Annotated in this window: 16 protein-coding genes and 1 rRNA gene; 15 read left to right on the top strand and 2 right to left on the bottom strand. The window is 61.6% G+C overall.

Going from position 1 to position 21,435, the window contains the following annotated elements:
• Positions 1–94: 94 nt before the first annotated feature.
• A 5S ribosomal RNA gene (gene rrf / locus LDZ28_RS11755) occupies positions 95–208 on the top strand.
• A 118-nt stretch (positions 209–326) separates the two neighbouring features.
• Here the strand turns inward: rrf and LDZ28_RS11750 are convergent.
• Entirely contained in the window at positions 327–1,517 is a 1,191-nt protein-coding gene (locus LDZ28_RS11750; RefSeq protein ID WP_244826316.1) for a M20 aminoacylase family protein, read from the bottom strand.
• Positions 1,518–1,683: 166 nt separating this feature from the next.
• Here LDZ28_RS11750 and LDZ28_RS11745 point away from each other — a divergent pair, with 166 nt between their 5' ends.
• Positions 1,684–3,765 carry a molybdopterin-dependent oxidoreductase gene (locus tag LDZ28_RS11745; protein ID WP_244826315.1) on the top strand — a complete coding sequence of 694 codons (2,082 nt, stop codon included), beginning with the start codon at positions 1,684–1,686 and terminating at the stop codon, positions 3,763–3,765.
• Positions 3,766–3,895: 130 nt separating this feature from the next.
• Positions 3,896–5,569 carry a long-chain fatty acid--CoA ligase gene (locus LDZ28_RS11740; RefSeq protein ID WP_244826314.1) on the top strand — a complete coding sequence of 558 codons (1,674 nt, stop codon included), beginning with the start codon at positions 3,896–3,898 and terminating at the stop codon, positions 5,567–5,569.
• Positions 5,570–5,722: 153 nt separating this feature from the next.
• Here the strand turns inward: LDZ28_RS11740 and LDZ28_RS11735 are convergent, their stop codons facing one another.
• A complete protein-coding gene (locus LDZ28_RS11735; protein WP_244826313.1) occupies positions 5,723–6,901 on the bottom strand; it encodes a porin in 1,179 nt (392 codons plus the stop codon).
• A 346-nt stretch (positions 6,902–7,247) separates the two neighbouring features.
• Between LDZ28_RS11735 and coq7 the strand changes: the two genes are divergently transcribed.
• From coq7 to murC, 12 genes are all read left to right on the top strand, one after another.
• Entirely contained in the window at positions 7,248–7,904 is a 657-nt protein-coding gene (gene coq7 / locus LDZ28_RS11730; protein ID WP_244826312.1) for a 2-polyprenyl-3-methyl-6-methoxy-1,4-benzoquinone monooxygenase, read from the top strand.
• Between the two features lie 383 nt (positions 7,905–8,287).
• Positions 8,288–8,716: a division/cell wall cluster transcriptional repressor MraZ gene (mraZ, locus tag LDZ28_RS11725; RefSeq protein WP_244826311.1), complete on the top strand. Its 429-nt coding sequence runs from the start codon at positions 8,288–8,290 to the stop codon at positions 8,714–8,716.
• 15 nt (positions 8,717–8,731) lie between these two features.
• Positions 8,732–9,685, top strand: a complete 954-nt coding sequence (rsmH, locus tag LDZ28_RS11720; protein WP_244826310.1) for a 16S rRNA (cytosine(1402)-N(4))-methyltransferase RsmH — start codon at positions 8,732–8,734, stop codon at positions 9,683–9,685.
• Complete coding sequence (ftsL, locus tag LDZ28_RS11715; protein WP_244826309.1) at positions 9,682–10,026, top strand: cell division protein FtsL; 345 nt, start codon at positions 9,682–9,684, stop codon at positions 10,024–10,026. The genes rsmH and ftsL overlap by 4 nt, the downstream gene beginning before the upstream one ends.
• Positions 10,023–11,882 (top strand): penicillin-binding protein 2, encoded by a 1,860-nt coding sequence (locus tag LDZ28_RS11710; protein ID WP_244826308.1) that lies wholly within the window; start codon positions 10,023–10,025, stop codon positions 11,880–11,882. The genes ftsL and LDZ28_RS11710 overlap by 4 nt, the downstream gene beginning before the upstream one ends.
• On the top strand, positions 11,879–13,405 hold the full coding sequence (locus tag LDZ28_RS11705) for a UDP-N-acetylmuramoyl-L-alanyl-D-glutamate--2,6-diaminopimelate ligase (protein ID WP_244826307.1): 1,527 nt from the start codon (positions 11,879–11,881) through the stop codon (positions 13,403–13,405). The genes LDZ28_RS11710 and LDZ28_RS11705 overlap by 4 nt, the downstream gene beginning before the upstream one ends.
• On the top strand, positions 13,402–14,832 hold the full coding sequence (murF, locus tag LDZ28_RS11700; RefSeq protein WP_244826306.1) for a UDP-N-acetylmuramoyl-tripeptide--D-alanyl-D-alanine ligase: 1,431 nt from the start codon (positions 13,402–13,404) through the stop codon (positions 14,830–14,832). The genes LDZ28_RS11705 and murF overlap by 4 nt, the downstream gene beginning before the upstream one ends.
• A gap of 20 nt (positions 14,833–14,852) precedes the next feature.
• Positions 14,853–16,022, top strand: coding sequence for a phospho-N-acetylmuramoyl-pentapeptide-transferase (mraY, locus tag LDZ28_RS11695; RefSeq protein WP_244826305.1), 1,170 nt, complete (start codon positions 14,853–14,855; stop codon positions 16,020–16,022).
• 77 nt (positions 16,023–16,099) lie between these two features.
• Positions 16,100–17,611: a UDP-N-acetylmuramoyl-L-alanine--D-glutamate ligase gene (gene murD / locus LDZ28_RS11690; RefSeq protein ID WP_244826304.1), complete on the top strand. Its 1,512-nt coding sequence runs from the start codon at positions 16,100–16,102 to the stop codon at positions 17,609–17,611.
• Complete coding sequence (ftsW, locus tag LDZ28_RS11685; protein WP_244826303.1) at positions 17,608–18,906, top strand: putative lipid II flippase FtsW; 1,299 nt, start codon at positions 17,608–17,610, stop codon at positions 18,904–18,906. Before murD ends, ftsW begins: the two co-directional genes overlap by 4 nt.
• Positions 18,903–20,036, top strand: coding sequence for an undecaprenyldiphospho-muramoylpentapeptide beta-N-acetylglucosaminyltransferase (gene murG / locus LDZ28_RS11680; protein ID WP_244826302.1), 1,134 nt, complete (start codon positions 18,903–18,905; stop codon positions 20,034–20,036). Before ftsW ends, murG begins: the two co-directional genes overlap by 4 nt.
• A 3-nt stretch (positions 20,037–20,039) precedes the next feature.
• Positions 20,040–21,431 carry a UDP-N-acetylmuramate--L-alanine ligase gene (gene murC / locus LDZ28_RS11675; RefSeq protein WP_244826301.1) on the top strand — a complete coding sequence of 464 codons (1,392 nt, stop codon included), beginning with the start codon at positions 20,040–20,042 and terminating at the stop codon, positions 21,429–21,431.
• Positions 21,432–21,435 lie beyond the last annotated feature (4 nt).

Below are 21,435 nucleotides of genomic sequence, written 5' to 3'. Positions count from 1 at the left end.
GGCGAGTTATGCGTGTGCGACAATCGCCACCCAACATTTACTGCTTCTTCCCGGATTGGTTGTGTGCCCACCCGGCGCACGACAACAAGTCATGCCTGATGACCACAGCGAGTTGGTACCACCCCTTCCCATCCCGAACAGGACCGTGAAACGACTCCACGCCGATGATAGTGCGGATCTCCCGTGTGAAAGTAGGTAATCGTCAGGCTCCTCATGCAGCAACAAAAACCCCACCCCCAAACAGGTGGGGTTTTTGCATTTCTGCAGCATTGGCGCGCAAAGCAAAGCGCTGCTTGGTTGAGCAGCGCCAAAATAAAAAATCGAGGTTATCGAGCTAAGAACCGCTCTGCCAATCGAACCCAGTAAGACGAGCCGACAGACAACAAATCGTCATTGAAATCGTAACTGGCGTTATGCAACATGCAGGGACCGGCACCATGTCCATGATCCCGATGACCGCCGTTGCCATTCCCGAGAAACGCATAACACCCGGGCTTTTCAAGCAACATGAACGAAAAGTCCTCCGCGCCCATTGTTGGTTCGACTGAGGCGTTCACCTTATCCTTGCCTACAACGGCAGTCATCGCTTCCGCCGCAAACTTCGTCTGCTCAGCGTCGTTGATCGTCGGTGGATAATTTCGATGAAAATGCAGTTCCGCCTCGCAATCGTAAGCCGATGCCGTCGCTTCGACGATCTTGCGCATACGTTCTTCGATAACGTCTAAAGTCTCGACCGTGAACGTGCGCACCGTGCCACCTAACCATGCCTCATCCGGCACGACATTGACCGCGTCGCCAGCATGAATTTGGGTGATCGAAAGCACGGCAGTATCGATAGGCTTCTTGTTTCGAGTAATGATGCCCTGTAACCCATTGGCGATCTGCACAGCAGTGAATACCGGGTCACGTCCGTTATGAGGCATTGCCGCATGCGAGCCGATGCCGCGAATCGTGATCCGAAACTCATTGCTCGACGCCATGATTGGACCGGAAACCACGCCGAAGTGCCCCGCAGGCATTCCCGGCCAGTTGTGAATCCCAAAGACGGCATCGACAGGGAAACGCTTGAACAAGCCGTCTTCGATCATTGCACGCGCGCCTGCGCCACCTTCCTCGGCCGGCTGAAAGATGAAAACAATCGTGCCGTTAAAGTTGCCATGCTCCGCCAAATGTTTTGCTGCGCCGAGCAGCATGGCAGTGTGCCCGTCGTGACCGCACGCGTGCATGCGGCCGGGGTGGGTCGATCGATGCTCGAAGGTGTTGATTTCCTGAATGGGCAGTGCGTCCATATCGGCGCGTAGTCCGATCGACCCGTTGCCGGAGCCACGCTTGAGCACGCCGACGACGCCCGTCTTTCCCAGCCCACGATGCACAGTAATGCCCCATCGCTCGAGGCTTTCCGCGACAAGCTTGCTCGTCCCCGTCTCTTCGTAACGCAGCTCCGGATGAGCATGAATCGTTCGTCGGAGAGCTTTGATTTCTTCGTGCGATGCTTCGATTTCAGGGATCAGATTCATTTTGGAACCGTTCTCACGTTTGAATTCGGACGTTGCGCATTGACACTGCGTCGGTCCTTGCATTCTACGCCGTCATTATTTGATGATTTGAACGGTCGTTCCCACGGCGACCATAATAAAATCGACTCATCTGACGCTTTTCATCTGGTAATCCCGGACCCATGCCATGAACGCTCCAACCGAGTTCGCCCGAGCCGTCTGCCCACATGACTGTCCCGATACCTGCGCAATGCGCGTCACGGTCAAGGACGGCAAAGCGGTAAAGGTCAGCGGCGATCCGGATCATCCGCCGACGCAGGGCGTGCTCTGCACGAAGGTGACGCGTTATGCCGAGCGCACGCATCATAAAGACCGACTGCTCACGCCGTTGCGCCGCGTCGGCCGGAAAGGCGAAGGGCGCTTCGAGGCAATTAGCTGGAATGCCGCGCTCACCTTGGCTGCCAACAAGCTGAAGTCGATTGCACAGCGCGCGCCCGAAGCGATTCTCCCGTACAGCTATGCAGGCACGATGGGACTGGTACAAGGCGAGAGCATTGCGGCGCGTTTTTTCAATGTGCTCGGCGCGTCGCGGCTCGATCGGACGATCTGCGCCGCCGCCGGGACTGCCGGCTTGCGCTACACATACGGCGCGAGCCTCGGCATGCATACCGAGTTTTTCGAGGAAAGCGAGATCATCCTGATCTGGGGAGCGAATCCGATCGCGTCGAGCCTGCATTTCTGGACGCGTGCGCAGGAAGCAAAGCGGCGCGGCGCCAAGTTGATCGCAATCGATCCGTATCGGTCACTGACGGCGGAAAAGTGTCATCAACATATCGCGCTGCGGCCCGGAACGGACGCTGCGCTCGCGCTCGGCATGATCGACGTTTTGATTCGCGAGGATCTCATCGACCGCGAATATGTCGATGCTCACACGCTCGGCTTCGAAGAACTCAAGGCGCGCGCGGCGCAGTTTCCGCCTTCGCGCGTGGCGTCGATATGCGGTCTTGACGAGAAGACGGTGATCGATCTCGCGCGCGCATTCGGTTCTACCAGGAAGGCGTCGATTCGCCTGAATTACGGTATGCAGCGCGTGCGCGGCGGCGGCAATGCGGTCCGCGCCATTGCCTGTCTGCCGTCGCTCACGGGCGCATGGCGTGAGCGCGCGGGCGGACTGCTGCTGTCGTCGTCGGGCTGGACACCGGTCGATGGAAACGCGCTCGAACGTCCGAACCTGTCGCCCGGCTGGCCGTCGAAACTGCCGCGCATCGTCAATATGAACGCTATCGGCGACGCGCTGCTGAACCCCGGAGACGACGCATTCGGCCCGAAGATCGAAGCGCTGATCGTCTATAACTCGAACCCGGTGGCCGTGGCGCCCGACTCCGCGAAAGTCGCCGCGGGCTTTGCGCGTGACGATCTGTTCACCATTGTCCTCGAACACTTTCAGACCGATACGGCTGACTATGCCGATCTGATTTTCCCGGCGACGACACAGCTCGAACACTTGGACGTCCATAAGTCTTACGGGCATACGCATGTGATGGCCAACTTGCCGGCCATTCAACCGGTCGGCGAAGCGCGCACGAATACAGACATCTTTCGAGGTCTCGCGCGCGCCATGGGCCTCACCGAACCGGCACTCTTCGAGACCGACGAACAGATTGCATCGAAAGCCTTTCGCTGGGCCGATGCGACGCTCCAAGGTCAGGACTGGAACGCGCTCAAAGAGACGGGTTGGCTGAAACTCAATCTTGCCGATGCGCCCTTGGCTCAAGGCGCCTTTCGCACGCCTTCGGGCAAGTGCGAGTTTTATAGCGAACGTCTGAAAAACGAAGGACTCGATCCGCTGCCCGATTATCTGCCGCCGTACGAATCGACGGACGGCTCGCCCGAACTCGCGGCGCGCTATCCGCTCGCGATGATCTCGCCGCCCGCGCGCAATTTCCTGAACAGCAGTTTCGTGAACGTCGAGAGTCTGCGCGCGACCGAAGGCCAGCCGCATCTCGATATCCATCCTGCCGATGCCGAACTCCGCGGTATCGAAGACGGCGTGCTGGTTCGCATCTTCAACGATCGCGGCTCGATGCAGGCGCGCGCCCGTGTAACCGAACGCGCGAAGGAGGGCGTCGTGGTCGGGTTGTCGATCTGGTGGAAGAAGTTGTCCCCCGATGGCCGTAACGCCAATCAGGTAACGAGCCAGGCACTGACCGATCTGGGGGGATCGGCGACGTTTTACGACTGCCTGGTTGAAGTGGAGTCAATGCATTGAGTCGTAATGAAAGAGCAGGCCGGAACGAGTCTGGAAGGCGGCGTCTAACCCAATTGTCGGAAGCGAGGCAAGCAGCTAGCATCTCGTTTTCGCACGATCATTCTAAATTCCAATAAGAAGGAGACGCCGCATGGAAAAACCATGGTTGAAGTCCTACCCGGACGGCGTACCGGCTGAAATCGACGTTTCCGCGTACCGGTCGGTTTCCCAGTTGCTCGAAGACAGTTTCCGCAAGAACCGCGACCGGCGCGCGTTCGTCTGCATGGGCAAGTCGATTACCTACGGCGAACTCGACGACATGTCGAAAAAGCTCGCGGCATGGTTTCAGACGAAGGGTCTCAAGCCCGGCGCGCGCGTCGCGTTGATGATGCCCAACGTGTTGCAATATCCGATCGCGATTGCGGCGGTTCTGCGCGCGGGTTATATCGTCGTCAACGTCAATCCGCTGTACACACCGCGTGAGCTCGAACATCAGTTGAAGGACAGCGGCGCGGAAGCCATCGTCTTGCTCGAGAATTTCGCGCATACGCTGCAAGCCGTGGTGAAGAACACGGCCATCAAACACGTGGTTGTCGCCGCGCTCGGCGACCTCATGGGTTTGAAAGGGCTCGTCGTCAATCTGGTCGTGCGGCGCGTGAAGAAGCTCGTGCCCGAGTGGAGTTTGCCCGGACGGGTTCGCTTCAATGACGCGCTCAGCGAAGGTGGACGCGCCACGTTTCATAGCGTCGAACAAAGTCCCGATGACGTCGCGTTCCTGCAATACACGGGCGGCACGACGGGCGTCGCCAAGGGCGCGACGCTTTTGCATCGCAACCTGATCGCGAACGTGTTGCAATCCGAAGTCTGGCTGGATCCGGCACGCAAGCGCCGGCCCGATATCGACCAGTTCATCTGCGTGGTCGCGTTGCCGCTTTATCACATCTTCGCGCTGACGGTGTGCGGCATGCTGACGATCCGCACCGGCGGACTTGGCGTGCTGATTCCGAATCCACGCGATATCGCGGGGACGATCAAGGAACTAAAGGGCATACAGATCAATACGTTTCCGGCCGTCAACACGCTCTATAACGCGCTGTTGAATCATCCCGATTTCGACCAGCTGGATTTCTCCAAGCTCATCGCGGCGAATGGCGGCGGCATGGCGGTGCAGGAAGCCGTCGCCAAACGCTGGTTCGCGAAGACGGGCGTGCCGATTGTCGAAGGCTACGGGTTGTCCGAAACGTCACCCTGTGTGACCTGCAATCCGGTCACGGCGATGGAATATACGGGGACGATCGGCTTGCCGTTGCCATCGACGGAAATCGTCATTCGCGACGACGACAACAACGACGTTCCGTTCGGTCAGCCCGGCGAAATCTGCATTCGCGGTCCGCAAGTCATGGCGGGCTACTGGAACCGCCCCGACGAAACCGCAAAGGTGATGACGCCCGACGGCTTCTTCCGCTCGGGCGACGTGGGCGTCTTCGATGATCGCGGTTACGTGAAAATCGTCGATCGCAAGAAGGACATGATTCTCGTGTCCGGCTTCAATGTTTATCCGAACGAGATCGAGGACGTGGTCGCCATGCTGCCCGGCGTGTTCGAAGTGGCCGCGGTCGGCGTGAAGGATCAGAACTCGGGCGAGGCGGTGAAGCTCTTCATCGTGCGCCGTGATCAGAGCCTGACCGAAGCGGATGTCGTGGCGTTCTGCAAGGAGCGGCTGACGGGGTACAAGCGGCCGCGCATCATCGAGTTTCGCAACGACCTGCCGAAGAGCAATGTCGGCAAGATTTTGCGGCGCGAATTGCGCGACGGCACGGCCTGAAGAATCGATTTGGCAAATGGAAAAGCCTTCGTGTCGAAAGACCGAAGGCTTTTTTCTTTGCATCGCATAGAAGCGGTTATGCCCGACGCGCCATGCCATATAAAAAAGGCGCCCAAAGGCGCCTTTCAAGAGATACCGCTATGTTAAGACTTGTTAGAACTTGTGGCGAATACCGACCAGTGCCGCGACCTGGTTCGACGTCGACGACGGCGACAGACCGTTGATGCTTGCAACTGCTGCGCGTTGCGTCGAATCCGTACCCGTTGCGTGTTGGTACACACCGTCGATATACACGTCCGTGCGCTTGGAGAGGAAGTAGTCCGCGCCGAGCATGCCTTGGTGGTACTTGGCATCGGCCAGGCCGTAGCCCTTCGTGTAGTCGTAAGCGACGCCGAGCAGCAGAGCCGGGGTCAACTGATACTTGAAGTTGAGTTCGGCGTTGTGGAACTTGCCCGAACCGCCCGTGTAAGCAGCCGGGTTGAGGCCGGCGCCGGCTTCGCGGCCGACATCCTTGAACTGCGTGTTGCTGTACGTCGCGCCGACCGTTGCCGCGCCGAACGTATAAGCACCGCCCGCCGAGATCACTTGTTGCGTGTGAGCCGATGCGAAGCCCGAGATCACGCGGCTGTTCGGGAAGTTCGAAGCCGTACCGGCCGTTGCAGCCGTGCGCGAGGTCGTGTTGTTGCCGAAGAACGAATAGTTCGGGTCCTTGACGTTCAAGTACGCAGCGCCCAATTGCAACGGGCCTTGCGAGTAGCCGAGGCCAGCCGACCAGATCTGGTTGCGATTGAACTGACCTGCGTTGCCGCCCAGGCTGTACAAGCCGCCGAACGTGAAGCCGGCGTAGTTGGCGCTCGTGAACTTGACCGAATTGTTGACGCGCAACGAGTTGTTCATGTTGTCGAGGTCGCCCGGGTGCGCACCGAAGTACGTCGCCCACTGGCTGCCGACTTCGAACGCGCCGGTGAAGTCAACCACGGAGTCGTACTGACGACCCAACGTGACCGTGCCGTATTGCGCCGTCGACAGACCGACGTAAGCCTGACGGCCGAACTCGTCGCCGCCTTGACCCAGCGCGCCGTTGAACACGTTGAAGCCGTTTTCCAACACGAAGAGGGCCTTCAGACCGCCGCCAAGATCTTCCGTACCACGCAGGCCCCAACGGCTGCCCTGCACGTTGCCGCTGTTCAAGGCATACAACTTCTGACCAGCGCTATTGTTCGAGTACAGGAAGCCAGCGTCGATGATGCCGTACAGCGTCACGCTGCTTTGCGCGTGGGCGGCGCCAGCGAAGGTGCCCAAAGCGGCCAAAGCGAGAAGCGACTTTTTCATTGAATAGATCTCCAAGGAGTGTTTGCGACTTTTGGGCAAGGTCACTGTTCTAGCGCCAGTGTGTTGACGTCCCTGCCGGGCACTTCTGAATGAAGTTGAGACGTAATGTAACAAAGAGGCCTTGGGCGACAAAGGAAAAGGGGCCGGTCTGCGCACCTCGTGTGACGTTTTTGCAACATGCGCTAAAATCTTGGTTTTGCAGTAATTTTATGACTCGCGTTTGCCCTAATTCAAAATTTGATTAGTTCAAAAAGCCTGCTTTGGATATTTCTTGCCAGAGAATGTGGCTTGCTGAAAGAAGGCGAAGAGCATCGAATTCCGCGCAACGAGATGAGGGAGAAAAACCATGACGCTAGACGAAGTCATCAGCGAATTCGACCGCGGCCTGCGTTCCATGGCAGGTATCAGCCGCATGTCGCGGCCGGTTCCGGAGCCGAACGCGCTCGGTCAGTCGGAGATGAGCCTTCCGGGCATCGACGAACCCGCGCTCGACGAGAAGGAGCGGTCGCACGCCGCTGGTCTGATGCGCGTGAACCATGTCGGCGAAGTCTGCGCGCAAGCGCTTTATCAGGCCCAGAAGCTGGCGACCAATAGCCCGCAGCTGAAGGCGAGCTTCGAACACGCCGCGCGCGAGGAAGAAGACCATCTCGCATGGACGTCCAAGCGCCTTCGCGATCTCGATTCGCGCCCGAGCCTGCTCAATCCGTTGTGGTACGCAGGCGCACTGGCCATCGGCTTTGCAGCCGGACGCCTCGGCGATCGCGCGAGCCTGGGTTTCATGGCTGAAACCGAGCGTCAGGTGGAGCAACATCTCGATGGCCACATGAAGACGCTGCCGCAAAACGATCACGCGTCGCGCGCGATCGTCGAGCAGATGCGGCAGGACGAAGCCGCACATGCTGCCGCGGCTATCGGAGCGGGCGGTGGTGAGGTTCCGTTCCCCGTGCGAGCGTTGATGCGCGCAGCATCGAAGATCATGACCCGCACCGCTTACTATATTTAGACGGCAGTCTTATGGTCGATGGCCTGCTCCATCGACCAAATTACCTTTGCGCGTGCGCGGAGGCGGCAAATCCGCCTATAAGAACGGTTACATTTCATTCATTTTGTCGGTCAAATTCACGTAACACTTTCACATCGTCCACTAGCTCTATAATTTATAACGCTTTTCTACTTTGTGCTACTTTAAGCTCCTGCGCTAAGTCCTTGTTCTAACGGGCAAAAACTACTCGAAAAAAAGTTTCGCGTCTTGACCGAGGAAATGCCTTCCACTAAAGTGGGAGACAGTGTCAGAAAGTGGTCTTTTGTGTGATTTCGGAGTCACTTTAAGGCTACTTCGCAAAAAGACGGGCGCCAACGGGGGCGTCAGCACAGGGAGAAGGGCGAGTGTTCCAGGGAGCGTCGGCGCTGACGCTCGATGCGAAAGGACGGATGTCGGTTCCGTCTCGCTATCGGGAAGCGCTGCAAGGGCAGGCAGAAGGCCGGGTGACGCTCACGAAGAGCCCGGATGGATGCCTGTTGCTGTTTCCTCGCCCGGAGTGGGAAGTCTTTCGCGCCAAAGTCGCCGCGCTTCCCATGGAAGCCATGTGGTGGCGGCGCATCTTTCTCGGCAACGCAATGGATGTGGAAATGGACGGCGCCGGCCGCGTATTGGTCTCGCCCGAACTGCGCTCTGCCGCATCGCTTGAAAAAGAAGTGACCCTGCTCGGCATGGGCGTGCACTTCGAATTATGGGATTCGCAGACCTATTCGGCGAAGGAAGCCGCGGCGATGGCGCAGGGCATGCCCGACGCGCTGAAGAATTTCACTTTCTGACGCGGCGCTAAAAACATGGCACCTGCGATGAGAAATGAACTGCAGCATCGCACGGTGCTGCTAAACGAAGCAATTGACGGGCTGATCACGCGCGCGGACGGCATCTATATAGATGGCACTTTCGGGCGCGGCGGACATAGCCGGGGCATTCTGGATCGGCTGGGCGAAGCGGGGCGGCTCGTCGCCTTCGACAAAGACCCGCTCGCAATCGCCACGGCGCAACAGATACAAGACTCACGCTTTTCGATTGTGCATGACAGTTTCGCTGCCCTGCGCGATACGGCGAGCGAGCGTGGGATGGGGCGAGTGTCGGGCGTGTTGCTGGACCTGGGCGTGTCGTCGCCACAAGTGGACGACCCGGAGCGCGGCTTCAGTTTTCGCGCGCAAGGTCCGCTCGACATGCGCATGGACCCGACTCGAGGGGAGTCGGCGGCAGAGTGGCTCGCGCGGGCAACGGTGCAGGAACTCACGGAGGTGATCAGAGATTATGGGGAAGAACGGTTTGCTTTTCAGATTGCAAAGGCGCTTGTTGCTCGCAGGGCAGAGTCCGAGCGTCTTGGGCCTCTCGACAGCACGAGCGAGCTTGCCGAAATCGTGGGTCACGTCGTCAAAACCCGTGAGAAGGGCAAGGACCCGGCAACTCGCACCTTTCAAGCTATACGGATTCACGTCAATCAAGAGCTTGCGGAGCTGCAAGTAGTACTTGAGTCGGCACTTTCGTTGTTGGAGCAAGGGGGGCGGCTGGTCGTGATCAGCTTTCATTCGCTCGAAGACCGGATCGTCAAGCGTTTCATGCAGGCGCATGCCAGCGCGCCCGCCGTGGACCGTCGCTTGCCGATCCGCGCGGTCGATCTTCCCAGCCCGCCGTTGCGGGTCGTGGGCCGCGTGTTTCCGAGCGACGCTGAAGTCGCCGCCAACCCGCGCGCCCGGTCCGCGGTCATGCGTATCGCGGAGCGGATCGCGCCATGAATCGCCTCAACATCTTCCTGTTGATCGTCGTGCTCGGGTGCGCGTTGTCGGTCGTCAGCGCCACCAACAAGCAGCGGCAAGTGTTCATCGAATTGCAAAGAGCGCAGTCGCAAGAGCGTCAGTTGCAGCAGGATTATGCGCAGTTTCAGTATCAGCAGAGCGCGTTGTCGAAGACCTCGCGCATCGAGCAATTGGCTACTAACTCGTTGAAGATGCAGCCCGTCGCTACCGGCCGCACGCAATACCTGACCTACGACCCGGCGACCTTCAAGGCCGCCGACGCGCCCATGCCGCCGCCGCTGCCCGCGTCGGCGCCGCCCGCACGCGGAGCCAAACGATGAAAAAATCCGCGAAACAAAAGGACGTCGCCTACACGCCGAATCCGATCCTTGCAGTGCGTCTGCCCATGTGGCGCTCGAAGCTGGTCGTGTTCATGTTGTTCATGGCGTTCGTCGCGCTCGCCGGGCGGGCATTCTGGATCCAGGGTCCGGGCAACGCGTTCTTCAAGAAGCAAGGCGAAAGCCGCTATCAACGCACGCTGGAAATGCCCGCCACGCGCGGCCAGATTCGCGACCGTAACGGTCTCGTGCTCGCCACGAGTCTGCCGGTGAAGGCCATCTGGGCGATTCCCGAAGCCGTGCCGAACGACCTCGGCGCGGACAAGCTTGCGCAACTCGCAAAGTTGCTCGACATGACGCAGAAAGATCTGCGCGCGAAACTCTCGATGGACAAGACCTTCGTCTACGTGAAGCGTCAGGTGCCGCTCGAAGTCGCGCAAAAGGTCGCGGAGCTCGACGTTCCCGGCATCTATTCGCGCGGCGAATACAAGCGCTTCTATCCGGAAGGCGAAATCACTGCGCATCTGATCGGCTTTACTAATATTGAAGACAAGGGACAAGAAGGCGTCGAACTCGGCGACCAAGGTGTTCTCGCGGGTACGCCTGGCATGCGTCGCGTCATCAAGGACCGCATGGGTCATATCGTCGAGGATGTCGACGAGCAGGTCGTGCCGCATAATGGTACGGACGTCGAACTCTCGATCGACAGCAAGATTCAGTACATCGCGTACACGAATCTGAAGGCTGCGGTCGAGAAGTCGAAGGCGAAGGCTGGCGCTGCAATTGTGATCGACACCAAAACGGGCGAAGTACTCGCGCTCGTCAACTATCCCACGTACAACCCGAACGACCGCACGCGCATGACTGGCGAGCAGTTGCGCAACCGCATTCTCACGGACACTTTCGAGCCAGGCTCGATCATGAAGCCGTTCACCGTTTCGCTCGCGCTGGATTTGCATCGCGTGACGCCGAATACGCTCGTCGAAACGGGCGGCGGCACGTTCGTGCTGGACGGCGCGCGCATCACGGACGATTCGGGTTTCGGCACGCTCACTGTCGGTGGAGTGATTCAGAAATCGAGCAATATCGGCGCGACCAAAATTGCGATGCAATTGCGCGCCGAAGAAATGTGGAACATGTACACGAGCCTCGGTCTTGGTCAGGCGCCGAAGGTTGGTTTCCCTGGCGCGGTGACGGGACGGTTGCGGCCGTGGAAGAGCTGGCGGCGCATCGAGCAGGCAACCATGTCTTATGGCTACGGCTTGTCTGCTTCGCTGTTTCAGCTAGCACGCGCTTATACCGCGATTGCGCACGACGGTCAGGTCATGCCGGTGTCCATTTTCCGCACGCCGGGCGATCAACCGGCGCAGGGTCAGCAAGTGTTTTCGCCAACCACCGCGCGTGAAGTGCGCGCCATGCTCGAAACCGTGGTGTCGAAGGGCGGCACGTCGCCGGATGCAGCGGTGCCGGGCTATCGCGTCGGCGGCAAGAGCGGCACCGCGTACAAGCATGCGGGTCGCGGTTACGACCATTCGAAGTATCGCGCGTCGTTCGTCGGCATGGCGCCAATGCCGAATCCGCGCATCGTCGTGGCCGTATCGGTCGATGAACCGACGGCGGGCAGTCACTTCGGCGGCCAGGTTTCGGGTCCCGTTTTCTCGGCCATCGCCGGCGACACGCTGCGTGCGCTCAATGTGCCGCCCGACATGCCGGTCAAGCAAATGGTCGTGACCGACGATTCGAACTCCGCAACGCAACCGCCGGCGAAGCAGCCCGCGAACAACGCCAACAACGCAATAGCCGCGAAGAAATACGCAGTGTCGAGCAATACGAAGACGCATCCGGGAGTCGTGCGATGAGCGCGCAGGCCCGCCAGATATCGAACGCGGTCGAATGGCTGCGCGCACATGCGCAACCCTCGGCGAACCTGCATGCCGACACGCGCTCACTCAAGAGCGGCGACGTGTTTCTGGCCTATGCCGTCGATGGCGCGGACAACCGTTCTTATCTGAATGCCGCGCTCGCAGTGGGCGCGGTGGCGGCGCTGTATCAGCCGGAAAACTTCACGGGCAAGCCGGATGCGTCGAAGACGCTCGCCGTCGCAAAACTCAACGAACTTGCCGGCCCGATTGCCGCTGCCTGGTACGGCGAGCCGACCGCGTCGATGCTCACCGTTGGCGTGACGGGCACCAATGGCAAGACTTCGTGCAGTCAGTGGATTGCCACCGCGCTCACCGCGCTCGGCCGGCCGTGCGCAATCGTGGGCACGTTGGGTATCGGCATGCCGGGCAAGCTCGTGCATACCGGCTTCACCACGCCCGACGCGGCACAGCTTCAGCGCAATCTCGCGCAACTCAAGACGCAGGGCGCGGAGGGCGTGGCGATGGAAGTCTCGTCGCATGCGCTGCATCAAGGGCGCGTGAACGGCACGGATTTCGACCTCGCCATCTTCACGAACCTCACGCAGGATCATCTCGACTATCACGGCACTTTCGACGCATACGAAGCCGCCAAGGCGCGTCTTTTCGCGTGGCCCACGCTCAAAACCGCAATCGTCAATCGCGACGACGCGGCGGGACAACGTTTGATCGAATCGCTGCGCGGCAAGGTGCGCACGATTGCATACGGCGTCGACATTCCCGTGAACGCCGTGCCAAGCGCCGATGCGCTTTTGCTCGCGACCAACGTGCGCGCCACCGCAACGGGCACCGCGTTTCATCTTTCGTCGGACTGGGGCGAAGCCGACGTGGAGGTCGGCACGCTCGGCGCCTTCAACGTCAGTAATCTGCTTTCCGTGCTCGGCGTGCTGCTCGAAGTCGGCGTGCCGTTCGACACCGCGCTTGCACGCATCGCGAAACTCGAATCGGTGAACGGCCGCATGGAGCGGCTCGGCGGACGGCCGCAAAGCGATGAGCCGCTCGTCGTGATCGACTACGCGCATACGCCCGACGCGCTCGACAAGACACTCGCCGCCTTGCGTCCAATCGCGACTGCGCGCGGCGGCGAACTCGTCTGCATGTTCGGTTGCGGCGGCGACCGCGACGCGACCAAGCGCCCGCTCATGGGCGCGATTGCCGAGCGCCTTGCCGATCAGATCGTCATCACGAGCGACAACCCGCGCAGCGAAGACCCGCAAGCGATCATCGACCAGATCGCGGGCGGCATGAAGGACGCCAGGAAAGCGCGCCGTATCGAAGATCGCGCGAGCGCGATCTTGCAGGCGATTCGCGCGGCGGCGCGCGAAGACGTCGTCGTGCTGGCCGGAAAGGGCCACGAAGCCACGCAGGAAATCATGGGCAAGAAACGCGCTTTCTCGGATCAGGACCACGCACGCCTCGCGCTTGCCGCACGTGCCACGCAGCAGCGCGGAGGCGGCGAATGACCATGTTCACCTTGCGCGAAGCCGCAGCGCTCATTCCCGGCGCCGTTTTGCAGGGCGATGAAAACCTCGCGATCGAACGCATCGTCACCGACAGCCGCGCGGTTCAGGCCGGCGATCTCTTCGTAGCGGTGAAGGGCGATCGTTTCGATGCGCACGACTTCCTCGATCAGGTTGCAAAGGGCGGTGCGTCGGCGGCGCTCGTTTCGCGCGAGCCATCATCCGGGAATGCCTGGCCGCTGCCAGTCATCAAGGTAAAGGACACGCGCATCGGGCTCGGTGCGCTGGCACACGGCTGGCGTGAGCGCTTTGCCATGCCGCTCGTCGCCGTTACCGGCAGCAACGGCAAGACCACGGTCAAGGAAATGATCTCGTCGATCTTCGCGGCCGCGGTCGGCGAAGATGCGCGGCTCGCCACGGCCGGCAACTTCAACAACGACATCGGTTTGCCGCTCACGTTGTTTCGCCTGAACGCGGCGCACAAGCTCGCGGTCGTCGAACTCGGCATGAATCATCCCGGCGAAACGAGTGTGCTCGGCAAGATCGCCGCGCCGACCGTCGCCGTGGTGAACAACGCGCAACGCGAGCATCAGGAATTCATGGCAACGGTGGAAGCCGTCGCGCTCGAACATGCATCGGTCATTCACGCGCTCGGCGAAACCGGCACGGCCGTGTTTCCCGCCGACGATCACTACGCGAGCATCTGGCGCGTGGCCGCGACCGGCAATCCGATCATGGACTTCGCATTGAGCGAGGACGCAGCGAAGGCGGCCGTCACCGGCACGCTCGACGGCACGACGGTGCACGTTCGCTCGCCGCAAGGCGAGATCGACATCGCGCTTGCCGTGCTTGGCGATCACAACGCGCGCAACGCATTGGCCGCAACGGCGGCGGCACTGGCTGCAGGCGTATCGCTCGATGCCGTCAAGCGCGGTCTCGAAGCATTTCAGCCGGTCAAGGGACGTCTGCAAGTGAAGCGCGCGGTGCTTGGCGCGCTTTCCGGCGCCACCGTGATCGACGACACGTACAACTCCAACCCCGACTCCATGCGCGCGGCCATCGACGTGCTCGCATCGCAGGCATCGCCGCGCGTGCTCGTCATGGGCGACATGGGCGAAGTAGGCGAAGAAGGTCCAGCGTTCCATCGCGAAGTCGGCGCTTATGCGGCACAACGCGGAATCGACGCGCTCTTCGCGTTGGGCGACGCGAGCGTCGATTCCGTGAACGCATTCAACGCTGCGGCATCGAAGCAGGCCGGCGCGCATTTCAACGATGTCGCCGCCCTGATTCAAGCAGTGCAACAAGCCGGCTTCGGACCCGGCGCCACGTATCTCGCGAAAGGCTCGCGCTTCATGAAGATGGAGCGCGTGGTGGACGCCGTGACAAGTCCACAACCACCCGTCGCGGGCACCACGCCCGCGGCACACTGAACTGAAAGAGAAGGACCAGCATGCTACTCGCACTCGCGCAATGGCTCCAGAATGACGCCAGCTTCATGCGCGTGTTTACCTACATCACGTTCCGCGCAGTGGGCGCCACGGCGACGGCGCTCCTGATCGGGCTCGTCTGCGGTCCGTGGGTGATCCGCAAACTGACCGCGTTGAAAGTCGGTCAGGCCGTGCGCCGTGACGGCCCGCAATCGCACCTCGTCAAGTCCGGCACGCCGACCATGGGCGGCGTGCTTATCCTCATGGGTATCGCCATTTCGACGCTGTTGTGGGCCGACCTCACCAACCGCTTCGTGTGGATCGTGATGCTCGTGACCTTCGGCTTCGGCGTGATCGGCTGGGTGGATGACTATCGCAAGGTCGTGTACAAGGACCCGCGCGGTATGTCGTCGCGCGAGAAGTATTTCTGGCAGTCGGTCATCGGTCTCTTCGCCGCGGTGTACCTCGCCTTCAGCGTGTCCGAGGCGAACAACGCGCGCGTGTTCGATCTCTTCATGGCGTGGGTGCGCAGCGGTCTTTCCATGGGTCTGCCAGCGCGTGCCGACTTGATGCTGCCGTTCATCAAGGCGATCAGCTATCCGCTCGGCGTATGGGGCTTCATCGCGCTGACGTACTTGGTGATTGTCGGCGCCAGCAACGCGGTGAATCTCACCGACGGCCTCGACGGCCTGGTCATCATGCCCGTGGTGCTGGTGGGCGCGTCGCTTGGCGCGTTCGCTTATGTCATGGGTAGCTCCGTGTATTCGAAGTACCTGCTGTTCCCGCATATTCCCGGCGCGGGCGAATTGCTGATCTTCTGTTCGGCCATGGGAGGCGCCGGTCTCGCTTTCCTCTGGTACAACACGCACCCGGCGCAAGTGTTCATGGGCGATGTCGGCGCGCTCGCGCTCGGCGGCGCGCTCGGCACCATTGCCGTGATCGTGCGTCAGGAGATCGTGCTGTTCATCATGGGCGGCATTTTCGTGGCCGAAACGCTTTCGGTCATGTTGCAAGTCTTCTGGTTCAAGTTCACGAAGCGCCGTTATGGCGAGGGCCGCCGCTTCTTCAAGATGGCGCCGCTGCATCACCATTACGAACTGTCCGGCTGGACCGAGACGCAAGTGGTGGTGCGCTTCTGGATCATCACGTTGATGCTGTGTCTGCTTGGTTTGTCGACGTTGAAGCTGCGTTGATTTCGCGGTGATTTTCGTGTCGATGGTGCGACGCTCGAAGGTTTCTTGAATTTTCGTTTCAGGTCAAAGGTAAAGCGATGTTTGGCGAGAAGTTTGTGGGTCGGCAAAGTCCGATGGTGCTTGTGCTGGGACTCGGTGAATCGGGTCTCGCGATGGCGCGCTGGTGCGCCAGGCACGGCTGCCGCCTGCGCATCGCCGACACGCGCGAACTGCCGCCCAATCTTTCCGAGCTCGCCATCCATCAGATCGATGCGGACTTCGTCGGCGGCCCGTTCTCGACTGAATTGCTCGATGGCGGTATCGAGATCGTCGCCATCAGCCCGGGACTTTCGCCGCTCGCGCCGGACCTCGCGCCGCTGATCGACGCTGCTAAAGCACGCGGCATTCCTGTGTGGGGCGAACTCGAATTGTTTGCGCAGGCGCTGGCCAAGCTCGGTATGGACGGCTATCAGCCGAAGGTGATCGCCATCACGGGCACGAACGGCAAAACCACGACGACCGCGCTCACGGGCCTCCTGTGCGAACGCGCGGGCAAGCGCGTGGCGGTCGCGGGCAACATCAGCCCGGCCATGCTCGACAAGCTCACGGAAGCCATCGATCAAACCGCGCTGCCCGACGTCTGGGTGCTCGAACTGTCGAGTTTCCAGCTCGAAACCGCGCACACCTTCGCGCCGGACGCCGCCGCCGTGCTGAACATTACGCAGGATCATCTCGACTGGCACGGCGGTCTCGACGCCTACGCCGCCGCGAAAGGCCGCATTTTCGGCGCGCGCACGACGCGCGTGCTGAACCGCGACGACGCCCGCACCATGGCGCTCGCGAAGAACGTCGCGGCGAATCGCGTGGTGAGCTTCGGTCTGGACGAGCCGGTCAACGTGGGCGACTACGGGCTTTTGCGCGAGAACGGCATGGTCTGGCTCGCGCAAGGCGTGGATCAGGACGCCGCCGACGAACCGGTCAGCTCGCGTCGTCGCAAGCAGGAAGCCGCCGCGCCGAACGTGGTGAGCAAGCGCCTCATGCCTGCCGACGCGCTGCGCATTCGCGGTCTGCATAACGCCGCCAACGCGCTGGCGGCGCTGGCGCTCGCACGTGCGGTCGATCTGCCGCTCGCCGCCTTGCTGCACGGCTTGCGCGAATATCACGGCGAGCCGCATCGCGTCGAAGTGATCGCGCAGATCGAAGGCGTCGATTACGTCGATGACAGCAAGGGCACCAACGTCGGCGCCACGGTCGCCGCGCTCGACGGTCTCGCGCAACGCATCGTGCTGATCGCGGGCGGTGACGGCAAGGGCCAGGATTTCTCGCCGCTCGAAGCACCGGTCGCACGCTGGGCGCGCGCCGTCATGCTGATCGGCCGCGACGCGCCGCGCATTCGCGAAACGCTCGAAGCCACCGGCGTCGCGCTCGAAGATCACGCCACGCTCGAAGCCGCGACGCAGTCCGCCGCGCGCCTCGCGCAACCGGGCGATGCCGTCCTGCTCTCGCCCGCCTGCGCGAGCCTCGACATGTTCAAAAACTATGCACATCGCGCCGACGTATTTCGCGGCGCGGTCGAAGAAATTGCCGCCGCGCGGGGAGTCATGCTATGAGCTGGTCGGAACGCTTTGGATCGAAATTGACTGGCCAGCGCAACGCGGTTCCGCAGGATTCGCTTGCGGGTCGCGCGGGCGCTTCGGTGCGCGTCGGACGTCCCGAAACCGCGGGCGGCATTTCGAGCGCGGTCAACGGCGTGCGTCCGGCGCGCTCGCGCATGCTCGACTACGACTACTCGCTTTTGTGGGTGATGATCTCGCTGCTCGGCCTTGGCATCGTGATGGTGTATTCGGCTTCGATCGCCATGCCCGATTCGCCGAAGTACGCGCAGTATCGCGACTATCACTTCCTCGTGCGCCATCTGATCTCGATAGCAACGGCGCTCGTCGGCGCGGTCATCGCGTTCAAGATTCCCATCAAGACCTGGGACAAGTACGCGCCGAAGCTCTTTCTCGTGGCGCTCGTGCTGCTCGTCATCGTGCTGGTGCCGCATGTGGGCAAGGGCGTGAACGGCGCGCGCCGCTGGATTCCGCTTGGCATCACGAACATGCAGCCGTCGGAAATCATGAAGCTCGCGGTGACCATCTACGCCGCGAACTACACCGTGCGCAAGCAAGAGTTCATGCATAGCTTCGGCAAGGGCTTTTTGCCGATGGCGGTCGCGGTCGGCGCAGTCGGCGCGCTCTTGCTGCTCGAACCGGACATGGGCGCGTTCATGGTGATCGCGGCTATCGCCATGGGCGTGCTGTTCCTCGGCGGCGTCAACGGCAAGCTGTTCGGCGGCCTGGTGGCGACGGCGGTCGGCACCTTCACCTTGCTCGTGTGGGCATCGCCTTGGCGTCGTGAGCGAATCTTCGCTTACCTCGATCCGTGGGACGACCGTTACGCGCAAGGCAAGGCTTATCAGCTCACGCACTCGCTCATCGCATTCGGACGCGGCGAATGGTTCGGCGTGGGCCTCGGCGGCAGCGTCGAGAAGCTCAACTATCTGCCGGAAGCGCATACCGACTTCATCCTCGCGGTGATCGGTGAAGAGCTCGGGTTCGTCGGCGTGATCTGCGTGATCCTGCTGTTTTACTGGATCGTGCGCCGCGCGTTCGAGATCGGCCGTCAGGCACTCGCACTCGATCGCACCTTCGCCGGTCTGATGGCCAAGGGCGTGGGCATCTGGTTCGGCGCGCAGACCTTCATCAACATGGGCGTGAATCTCGGTCTTTTGCCGACCAAGGGTCTCACGTTGCCGCTCGTAAGCTACGGCGGCTCGGGCATTCTTTTGAACTGCGTCGCGCTCGCGGTACTGCTGCGCGTCGATTATGAAAACCGGGTGCTGATGCGCGGAGGCAAGGTATGACCGTGCAAGGCTCATCCACTGCGAACGCGCGCACGCTGATGGTCATGGCGGGCGGCACCGGGGGCCACGTGTTCCCCGGTCTCGCGGTCGCGCACTGGATGCAGGCGCAGGGCTGGCGCGTGGTGTGGCTCGGCAATGCGAGCGGCATGGAAGCGACGCTCGTCCCGAAGCACGGTATTCCGATGGAGTCCGTGCGCTTCGGCGGCGTGCGCGGCAAGGGCATCAAGACCAAGTTCATGTTGCCCGTGAATCTCTTGCGCGCGTGTTCGCAGAGTCTGCGCGTGCTGCGTCAGGTGAAGCCGGATGTCGTGCTCGGCATGGGCGGGTACATCACGTTCCCGGCGGGCGTGATGACGAGACTCGCCGGCTGCCCGCTCGTGCTGCACGAACAGAATTCCATCGCGGGACTCGCGAACAAGGTGCTCGCGCATCTTGCGAAGCGCGTGCTCGTCGCCTTTCCGAACGCGCTGCCCAATGCCGAATGGACGGGTAATCCCATTCGTGCGGAACTAACGCGCACATTGCCACCTAAAGAACGCTATGCCGCGCGTTCGGGCCGGTTGAACGTGCTCGTGGTCGGCGGCAGTCTCGGCGCGGCTGCGCTCAACGAAACGGTGCCGAAGGCGCTTGCCCTGTTGAGCGACGAAGAACGTCCGCGCATCGTGCATCAGGCAGGCGCGAAGCATATCGAAGCGCTCGAAGCGAATTACGCCGCGGCAGGTTTTTCGCGTGGCGGCGACTTGCAACTCATGCCGTTCATCGAAGACATGGCAAGCGCTTATGCGGCAGCCGATCTCGTGATCTGCCGTTCAGGCGCGATGACCGTCTCCGAGGTCGCGGCGGTCGGCGTAGCGGCGCTATTCGTGCCGTTCCCGTTCGCCGTCGACGATCACCAGACGACCAACGGCGCGTTCCTCGCCAGGAACGGCGCGGCGGAATTGATACAACAACGCGATTTGTCGGCGGAAAGGCTCGCCGGCTGGTTGCGTATGCAGTCGCGCGAAACGCTTACGGCAATGGCCGAGCGTTCGCGCGCGCTGGCGAAACCGGACGCGACCGAACGGGTCGCGAAGGTTTGCGCCGACGTGGCCGGTGCGCGTACCCACGCGCAAGCTCGAGAGGCACATTAAGTCATGAAACATATCGTCAAACACATTCACTTTGTCGGCATTGGCGGAGTCGGGATGAGCGGCATCGCCGAGGTGCTGCTTAATCTCGGTTATCAGGTCAGCGGTTCGGACCTGTCGAACAACGCAATCACCGAGCGCCTCAAGATGCTCGGCGCGCGCGTGGCTATCGGGCATCACGAACAGAACATCGAAGGCGCGAACGCGGTCGTCGTATCCACGGCCGTGCGGCAAGACAATCCGGAAGTGCTGGCCGCGCGTCATCGTCGCGTGCCTATCGTGCCGCGCGCGGTCATGCTCGCGGAACTCATGCGCCTGAAGCAGGGCATCGCCATTGCCGGCACGCACGGCAAGACCACGACCACGTCGCTCGTCGCAAGTGTGCTGGCGGCAGGCGGACTCGATCCGACCTTCGTCATTGGCGGCCGGCTGATCAGCGCGGGCGCGAATGCGCGGCTCGGCACCGGCGACTTCATCGTCGCGGAAGCGGACGAGTCGGACGCGTCGTTCCTCAACCTCTTTCCCGTGATCGAAGTCATCACGAACATCGACGCCGATCACATGGACACCTACGGCCACGACTTCGCGCGGCTGAAGCAGGCGTTCATTGAATTCACGCATCGCCTGCCGTTCTATGGCATTGCCGTGTTGTGCGTGGACGACCCGAACGTGCGCGAAATCCTGCCGTTCGTGTCGAAGCCGATCATCCGCTACGGTCTCGGCGCCGAAGCGCAAGTGCGCGCGGTGAACGTCGAAGCGCGCGGCGGCCGCATGAAGTTCACGACGCTGCGCGAAGACGCGCCGCCGCTCGATATCGAACTGAATCTGCCGGGCACGCACAACGTGCAGAACGCGCTCGCCGCCATTGCCATTGCGACCGAACTCGAAGTCGCGGATGCCGATATCCAGCGTGCGCTCGCCGAGTTCAACGGCGTGGGCCGGCGCTTCCAGCGTTATGGCGAAGTGAAGGCGAACGACAACGAAGGTGCGTACACGCTGATAGACGACTACGGTCATCACCCGGTCGAGATGGCCGCGACCATCGCGGCGGCGCGCGGCGCGTTTCCGGATCGCCGGCTCGTGCTCGCGTTCCAGCCGCATCGCTACACGCGCACGCGCGACTGCTTCGAGGATTTCGTGAAGGTGTTGTCCACCGTCGATGCCCTCGTGCTCACCGATGTCTACGCCGCTGGCGAAGCGCCCATCGTCGCCGCCGACGGCCGTGCGCTCGCGCGCGCCATCCGCGTGGCGGGCAAGGTCGAACCGGTGTTCGTCGAAACCGTGGACGAAGTACCCGATGCCGTGACGACGCTTGCGCGCAACGGCGACGTAGTGATCACCATGGGCGCGGGTTCCATCGGCGGTGTATGCGGGCGGCTCGCGCTGAGCCAGAACTGAACAT

The organism is Caballeronia sp. TF1N1 (assembly GCF_022878925.1).
In the GTDB taxonomy this organism is placed as follows: Bacteria; Pseudomonadota; Gammaproteobacteria; order Burkholderiales; family Burkholderiaceae; genus Caballeronia.
Note: the sequence above shows the minus strand (reverse complement) of the source record. Positions and strands in the feature narration are given on the sequence as shown.

What these genes read in the sequence shown, in the direction of transcription:
- LDZ28_RS11750 (WP_244826316.1), bottom strand. Translation starts at nt 1,517, where the DNA reads ATGAATCTGATCCCTGAAATCGAAGCATCGCACGAAGAAATCAAAGCT.
- LDZ28_RS11745 (WP_244826315.1), top strand. Translation starts at nt 1,684, where the DNA reads ATGAACGCTCCAACCGAGTTCGCCCGAGCCGTCTGCCCACATGACTGT.
- LDZ28_RS11740 (WP_244826314.1), top strand. Translation starts at nt 3,896, where the DNA reads ATGGAAAAACCATGGTTGAAGTCCTACCCGGACGGCGTACCGGCTGAA.
- LDZ28_RS11735 (WP_244826313.1), bottom strand. Translation starts at nt 6,901, where the DNA reads ATGAAAAAGTCGCTTCTCGCTTTGGCCGCTTTGGGCACCTTCGCTGGC.
- coq7 (WP_244826312.1), top strand. Translation starts at nt 7,248, where the DNA reads ATGACGCTAGACGAAGTCATCAGCGAATTCGACCGCGGCCTGCGTTCC.
- rsmH (WP_244826310.1), top strand. Translation starts at nt 8,732, where the DNA reads ATGGCACCTGCGATGAGAAATGAACTGCAGCATCGCACGGTGCTGCTA.
- ftsL (WP_244826309.1), top strand. Translation starts at nt 9,682, where the DNA reads ATGAATCGCCTCAACATCTTCCTGTTGATCGTCGTGCTCGGGTGCGCG.
- LDZ28_RS11710 (WP_244826308.1), top strand. Translation starts at nt 10,023, where the DNA reads ATGAAAAAATCCGCGAAACAAAAGGACGTCGCCTACACGCCGAATCCG.
- LDZ28_RS11705 (WP_244826307.1), top strand. Translation starts at nt 11,879, where the DNA reads ATGAGCGCGCAGGCCCGCCAGATATCGAACGCGGTCGAATGGCTGCGC.
- murF (WP_244826306.1), top strand. Translation starts at nt 13,402, where the DNA reads ATGACCATGTTCACCTTGCGCGAAGCCGCAGCGCTCATTCCCGGCGCC.
- mraY (WP_244826305.1), top strand. Translation starts at nt 14,853, where the DNA reads ATGCTACTCGCACTCGCGCAATGGCTCCAGAATGACGCCAGCTTCATG.
- murD (WP_244826304.1), top strand. Translation starts at nt 16,100, where the DNA reads ATGTTTGGCGAGAAGTTTGTGGGTCGGCAAAGTCCGATGGTGCTTGTG.
- ftsW (WP_244826303.1), top strand. Translation starts at nt 17,608, where the DNA reads ATGAGCTGGTCGGAACGCTTTGGATCGAAATTGACTGGCCAGCGCAAC.
- murG (WP_244826302.1), top strand. Translation starts at nt 18,903, where the DNA reads ATGACCGTGCAAGGCTCATCCACTGCGAACGCGCGCACGCTGATGGTC.
- murC (WP_244826301.1), top strand. Translation starts at nt 20,040, where the DNA reads ATGAAACATATCGTCAAACACATTCACTTTGTCGGCATTGGCGGAGTC.